This is a genomic window from Longimicrobium sp., assembly GCA_036389795.1.
Lineage (GTDB): Bacteria > Gemmatimonadota > Gemmatimonadetes > Longimicrobiales > Longimicrobiaceae > Longimicrobium.
The window spans coordinates 1-6,822 of record DASVWD010000194.1 but is presented as its reverse complement, the minus strand read 5'-3'; the positions used below and the strand labels follow the sequence as shown (position 1 = coordinate 6,822).

General features: G+C 73.1%; 1 protein-coding gene. It reads left to right on the top strand.

What is annotated here, in order from left to right; translation table 11 throughout:
• On the top strand, positions 1–6,822 hold a 6,822-nt coding region (locus tag VF746_23685), incomplete at both ends, for an amino acid adenylation domain-containing protein (protein ID HEX8695435.1).

The following is a 6,822-nucleotide window of genomic DNA, read 5'->3' as shown; positions in this document are numbered from 1 at the left end:
CGGGCGTTCGATCTCGCCGCGGGACCGCTCTTCCGCGCGGTGCTGCTGCGGGTGGATGCCGAGGATCACGTGCTGCTGCTCTCGATGCACCACATCGTCAGCGACGGGTGGAGCATGGGGGTGTTCTTCCGCGAGCTGTCGGCGCTGTACGGGGCGTACCGCGACGGCGGGGAGTCGCCGCTGGCGGAGCCGGCGGTGCAGTACGCCGACTACGCGGTGTGGCAGCGTGAGCAGCTGGAGGGCGAGGTGCTGGATCGGCAGCTCTCGTACTGGCGCGAGCGCCTGGCGGGTGCGCCGGAGCTGCTGGAGCTGCCCACCGACCGCCCCCGCCCGCCGGTGCGGACGTACCGGGGCGCGACCGTGCCGGTGAGCTTCTCCCCCGAGCTGCTGGAGCGCTTGCAGGCGCTCGGGCGGAGCGAGGGGACGACGCTGTACATGACAGTGCTCGGCGCCTTCCAGGTGCTGCTCTCGAAGTACGGTGGGGGCGAGGACGTGGTGGTGGGCAGCCCGATCGCCGGGCGCACGCGCCGGGAGGTGGAGGAGCTGATCGGCTTCTTCGTCAACACGCTGGTGCTGCGCACCGACCTGTCGGGCGACCCGAGCTTCCGCGAGGTGCTGGGGCGGGTGCGGGAGGTCACGCTGGGCGCGTACGAGCACCAGGACGTGCCCTTCGAGAAGCTGGTGGCCGAGCTGCAGCCGGAGCGCAGCTTGAGCCACTCGCCGCTCTTCCAGGTGATGTTCACGCTGCAGAACGCCGACGAGGGGGACACGGGAGGCGCTCTCGCGGGGCTGAAGGTCGGCGGAGCCGGAGCGGATCTCGAGGACGCCAAGTACGATCTGTCGCTGAGCCTGACGGCGACCTCGCGCGGACTGCGGGGAGAGCTGAACTACAGCACCCATCTCTTCGAGCCGGACACCACGCTGCGCATGGTGCGGCACCTGGAGCGCGTGCTGGAGCAGGTCGCCGCCGACGCGGACACGCGGCTCTCGCGGCTGGAACTGCTGAGCGAGGCCGAGCGGTCGACGGTCGTCGAGGAGTGGAACCGGACGGCGGCCGAGGTTCCGGCGGACCGGTGCATCCACGAGCTCTTCGAGGCGCAGGCGGAGCGCACGCCGGGGGCGGAGGCGGTCGTCTACGAGGGCACGGCGCTCTCGTACGCGGAGCTGAACCGGCGGGCGAACCAGCTCGCGCATCACCTCCGCGACCTGGGCGTGGGGCCGGACGCACGCGTGGGACTGTGCCTGGAGCGCGGCGTGGACGCGATCGCCGGCCTCCTGGCGGCGCTGAAGGCCGGCGGCGCGTACGTCCCGCTGGACCCGTCGTATCCCGTGGAGCGGCTGCGCGAGATGCTGGCGGACAGCCGGCCCGTGGTGCTGCTGACGCAGGCGTCGCTGCGCGAGCGCGTCGGCTCGCTGGGCGTCCCCGCGTTCGCGCTGGACGCGGACGCCGGCGCCTGGACGCAGCGCCCGGAGACGAATCCCGCGCGCCTGGGCCTGACGCCGGAGCACCTGGCGTACGTCATCTACACGTCAGGATCGACCGGGCGGCCCAAGGGGGTGATGGTTCGGCACGGCTCGGTGGTGAACCTGGCCTCGGCGCTCCACGCGCGGATCTACGCGGCGCATCCCGCCCCGCTGCGCGTGGGTGTGAACGCGCCGCTGGTCTTCGACGGGTCGGTGAAGCAGATCGTGCAGCTGCTGGCGGGACATGCGCTGTGCGTGGTTCCCGAGGCCGTCCGCCGCGATCCCGCCGCGCTGGTGGCGTGGCTGGACCAGGAGCGGGTGGATGCCCTGGACATGACTCCCTCGCTGCTGCGGCTGGCGCTGGCGGAGGGGCTGGGGCGCGACGGCTCCCCCCGGTTCGTGCTGGTGGGCGGCGAGGCGGTGGACGAGGAGCTGCGCGAACGGATGTCGCGCGTCACGACCCGCATCTACAACGTCTACGGTCCTACGGAGTGCACCGTGGACGCCACGGCCCGCCAGATCGGGGCGTCGGGCCCCGCGGCGGCCATCGGCGGCCCGCTGCCGAACGTGGCGGCGTACGTGCTCGATCCGGCGTGGCGGCCGGTGCCGATCGGGGTCCCGGGTGAGCTGTACGTGGGCGGCGCCGGACTGGCGCGCGGCTATCTCGACCGCCCGGCGCTGACCGCGGAGCGCTTCGTCCCCGACCCTTTTGGCGGCACACCGGGCGCGCGGCTCTACCGCACCGGCGACCGGGTGCGGTGGATGGCGGACGGCACGCTGGAGTACCTGGGCCGCCTGGACGTGCAGGTAAAGGTCCGTGGGTTCCGGATCGAGCTGGGCGAGATCGAGGTGCGGCTGGCGGAGCATCCGGAGGTGCGCGAGGCCGTCGTCCTGGCGCGGGAGGACCCGCCGGGGGACAGGCGGCTGGTGGCGTACGTGGTGGGCGAGGTGGAGACGGACGTGCTGCGCGCGTACCTGCGCCAGAGCCTGCCGGAGTACATGGTGCCGAGCGCGTTCGTCGTGCTGGAGGCGCTGCCGCTGACGCCGAACGGGAAGGTGGACCGCAAGGCGCTGCCTGCGCCGGAGCTCGCGTCGGCGGAGGAGAGGTACGTGGCGCCGCGGACGCCTGTGGAGGAGGTGCTGGCGGGGATCTGGGCGGAGGTGCTGCGCCTGGAGCGGGTGGGGGTGCGCGACAACTTCTTCGAGCTGGGCGGGCACTCGCTCCTGGCGACGCGGGTGGTGTCCCGGGTGCGGGCCGTGTTCGACGTGGAGCTGCCGCTACGGGCGATCTTCGAGGCGCCCACGGTGGCGAGGCTGGCCGTGCGGGTGGAGGAGATGCGGCGCGCGGAGCTGCCGGTGCTGCCGCCGGTGGTGCCGGTGGAGCGCACGGGTGCGCTGCCGCTGTCCTTTGCGCAGGAGCGGCTCTGGTTCCTGGACCGGCTGGAGCCGGAGAGCGCCGTCTACAACGTCCCCGCGGCGTGGCGCCTGGGCGGAGCCCTGGACGAGGCGGCGCTGGAGCGCGCGCTGGGCGAGATCGTTCGGCGTCACGAGGCGCTGCGGACCACCTTCACGGAGGTAGACGGTTCGCCGGTGCAGGTGATCGCGCCCTTCGGCGGGTTCGCCCTGCCGGTGGAGGACCTGTCGGGGTTGAGCGAGGCGGATCGCGAGGCGGCGGTGAGGCGCCGCGCTGACGAGGAGGCGCGGCGAGCGTTCGACCTCTCCACGGGCCCACTCTTCCATACGGTGCTGCTGCGGCTGGATGTGGAGGATCACGTGCTGCTGCTGTGCATGCACCACATCCTGATCGATCAGTGGAGCATGGGGGTGCTCCGCCGGGAGCTGTCGACGATGTACGCGGCGTACCGCGAGGGCGGCGAGTCGCCGCTCGCCGAGCTGGCGGTGCAGTACGCGGACTACGCGGTGTGGCAGCGCGAGCAGCTGGGGGGCGAGGTCCTGGACCGGCAGCTCGCGTACTGGAAGGAGCGCCTGGCCGGAGCACCGGAGCTGCTGGAGCTGCCGACGGACCGTCCCCGCCCCGCGGTGCAGGCGTACCGTGGCGCGCACGAGGGGATCACGCTGTCGGGCGAGCTGCTGGCGCGCCTGGAGGCGCTGGGGCGCAGCGAAGGCGCGTCGCTGTTCATGACGTTGCTGGCCGCTTTCCAGGTGCTGCTGGGCAGGTACGGCGGGAGCGAGGACGTGGTGGTGGGCAGCCCGATCGCCGGACGCGCGCGCCGGGAGGTGGAGGAGCTGATCGGCCTGTTCCTCAACACGCTCGTGCTGCGTGCCGACCTGTCGGGAAACCCGAGCTTCCGGGAGGTGCTGCGGCGGGTGCGGGAGATGACGCTGGGCGCCTTCGAGCACCAGGAGATTCCGTTCGAGCGCCTGGTCACCGAACTCCAGCCGGGGAGGTCCCTGAGCTACTCGCCGCTATTCCAGGTGATGTTCGTGCTTCAGGAGGCGGAGCGCTCCGAAAGCGCTGCGGGGAACCTTGAGTTGCGGAGCCTGGACGCGGGGGGCAGCGGGACGAGCAAGTTCGACCTGACGCTGTTCACGGGCCGGCACGCGGGAGGCCTCACCGCCTCGCTGGAATACAACACCGACCTGTTCGAGCGCGGCACGATCCGGCGGATGCTGGGGCACCTGAAGCGTGTCCTGGAGGAGGTCGCCGCGGATGCGGACGTGCGCCTCTCGAAGCTGGCGCTGATGGAGGACGCGGAACGGCGGCAGGTGGTGGCGGAGTGGAACGCCACGGACGCCGCGTACCCGCGGGAGCGTTGCGCCCACGAGCTGTTCGAGGCGCAGGCGGCGCGCACGCCCGACGCGGTGGCGCTGCGCCACGCGGGCGGGAGCCTCACCTACGGCGAGCTGGAGGAGCGCGCCAACCGGCTGGCGCGCCACCTCCGCGGGCTAGGCGTGGGCCCGGACGCACGCGTGGGGCTGTGCCTGGAGCGGAGCCCGGAGCTGATGGTCGGGGTGCTGGGAATCCTCAAGGCCGGGGGAGCCTACGTGCCGCTGGACCCGGCGTACCCCGGGGAGCGCCTGGCGTACATGCTGGAGGACTCGGCCGCGCGGGTGCTGCTGACGCAGGCGAGCCTGGTGGAGCGGCTCCCGGCCGGTGGGGCCACGGTGGTGCGGCTGGACGCGGATGCGGGGGAGATCGAGCGCGAGGGTGGCGAGCGGCTGCGGGTGCCGGTCGGCCCCGACAACCTGGCGTACGTCATCTACACCTCGGGGAGCACCGGGCGGCCGAAGGGGGTGGCGATGCCGCACCGGCCGCTGGTGAACCTGCTCGCCTGGCAGGAGGGCTCGGGGCGCGCGCCCGCGGGAGCGGTGACGCTGCAGTACACCAGCATCAGCTTCGACGTCTCCTTCCAGGAGATCTTCGCCACCTGGTGCGCGGGCGGCACCCTGGTGCTGACCACCGAGGAGATCCGCGTCGACCCGCCGCGGCTCGCGCGCCTCCTGGAAGCGGAGCGGATCGAGCGCCTCTTCCTCCCCTTCATCGCCCTGCAGCACCTGGCCGAAGCCTCCGTGGAGCTGGGGATCGCCCCCGCCTCTTTGAGCGAGGTGATCACCGCGGGCGAGCAGCTGCACATCACCGAGCCGATCCGACGCTGGTTCGCCCGGATGCCCGGGTGCGTGCTCGTGAACCAGTATGGCCCCTCCGAGACGCACGTCGTCAGCGCGCGCGAGCTCGAGGGTGAGCCCGCGGGGTGGCCGCTGCTGCCGAGCATCGGCGCGCCGGTCGCGAACACCCGGCTCTACGTGCTGGACCCGCGCCTGGAGCCGGCGCCGATCGGGGTGCCGGGCGAGCTGCTGCTGGGAGGAGACGCGGTTGCGCGCGGCTACCTGGAGCGGCCGGGTCTCACCGCGGAACGGTTTGTCCCCGACCCGTTCGGCGCACCGGGGGGCCGGCTGTACCGCACCGGGGACCGGGCACGGTGGCTTCCGGGCGGCGAGGTGGAGTACCTGGGCCGCACCGACGAGCAGGTGAAGGTCCGGGGCTTCCGGATCGAGCCGGGGGAGGTCGAGGCCGTCCTGTCGGACCACCCGGAGGTGCGCGAGGCCGTCGTGGTGGTGCGGGAGGACGCGCCGGGTGACCGGCGGCTGGTGGCGTACGTGGTGGCGGGCGAGTCGGCGATGGTCACCCCCGCCGAGCTGAGGGCGCACCTGAAGGGGCGCCTCCCGGAGTACATGGTGCCGTCGGCGGTCGTGGTGCTGGAGTCGCTGCCGCTGACGCCGAGCGGGAAGGTAGCCCGGCGCGCGCTGCCGGCGCCGGACTTCGCCTCGGAAGAGGGGCGCCATGTGGCGCCCCGCACCCCGATCGAGGAGGTGCTGGCGGGGATCTGGGCGGAGGTGCTGCGGCTGGAGCGGGTGGGGGTGGAGGAAAGCTTCTTCGAGCTGGGCGGGCACTCGCTGCTGGGCACGCGGGTGGTGTCGCGGGTGCGGCAGGTGTTCGGGGTGGAGCTGCCACTGCGGGCGCTCTTCGAGGGACCCACGGTGGCGGAGCTGGCGGTGCGCGTGGAGGAGATGCGCCGCGCGGAGCTGCCGGTGCTGCCGCCGGTGGTGCCGGTGGAGCGCGCGGGTGCGCTGCCGCTGTCCTTCGCGCAGGAGCGGCTCTGGTTCATCGACCGGCTGGAGCCGGGAAGCACCACCTACAACCTCCCCATGGCATGGCGCCTGGGGGGTGCGCTGGACGAGGCGGCGCTGGAGCGGAGCTTGAGCGAGATCGTCCGCAGGCACGAGGCGCTGCGGACGGTCTTCTCAGAGGCGGCGGACGGCTCGCCGGTGCAGGTGATCGCGCCCTTCGGCGGGTTCGCCCTGCCGGTGGAGGACCTGTCGGGGTTGGGCGAGGCGGCGGTGAGGCGCCGCGCCGGGGAGGAGGCGCGGCGGGCGTTCGACCTCTCGGCGGGACCGCTCTTCCGTGCGGCGCTGCTGCGGCTGGGCGAGGAAGACCACGTACTGCTGCTCTCGATGCACCACGTCGTCAGCGACGGGTGGAGCATGGGGGTGCTCTTCCGGGAGCTGTCGGCGCTGTACGCGGCGTACCGCGAGGGGCGTGAGTCGCCGCTCCCCGAGCTGCCGGTGCAGTACGCCGACTACGCGGTGTGGCAGCGGGAGCAGCTGGCGGGCGAGGCCCTGGATCGGCAGCTCTCGTACTGGCGGGAGCACCTGGCGGGCGCGCCGGAGCTGCTGGAGCTGCCCACCGATCATCCCCGCCCGGCGGTGCAGACGTTCCGGGGTGCGTCGGTCCCGGTGGAGCTCTCCCTCGAACTGCTGGAGCGGCTGCAGGCGCTGGGGCGGAGCGAGGGCGCGACGCTGTACATGACGCTGCTGGGCGCCTTCCAGGTGCTGCTG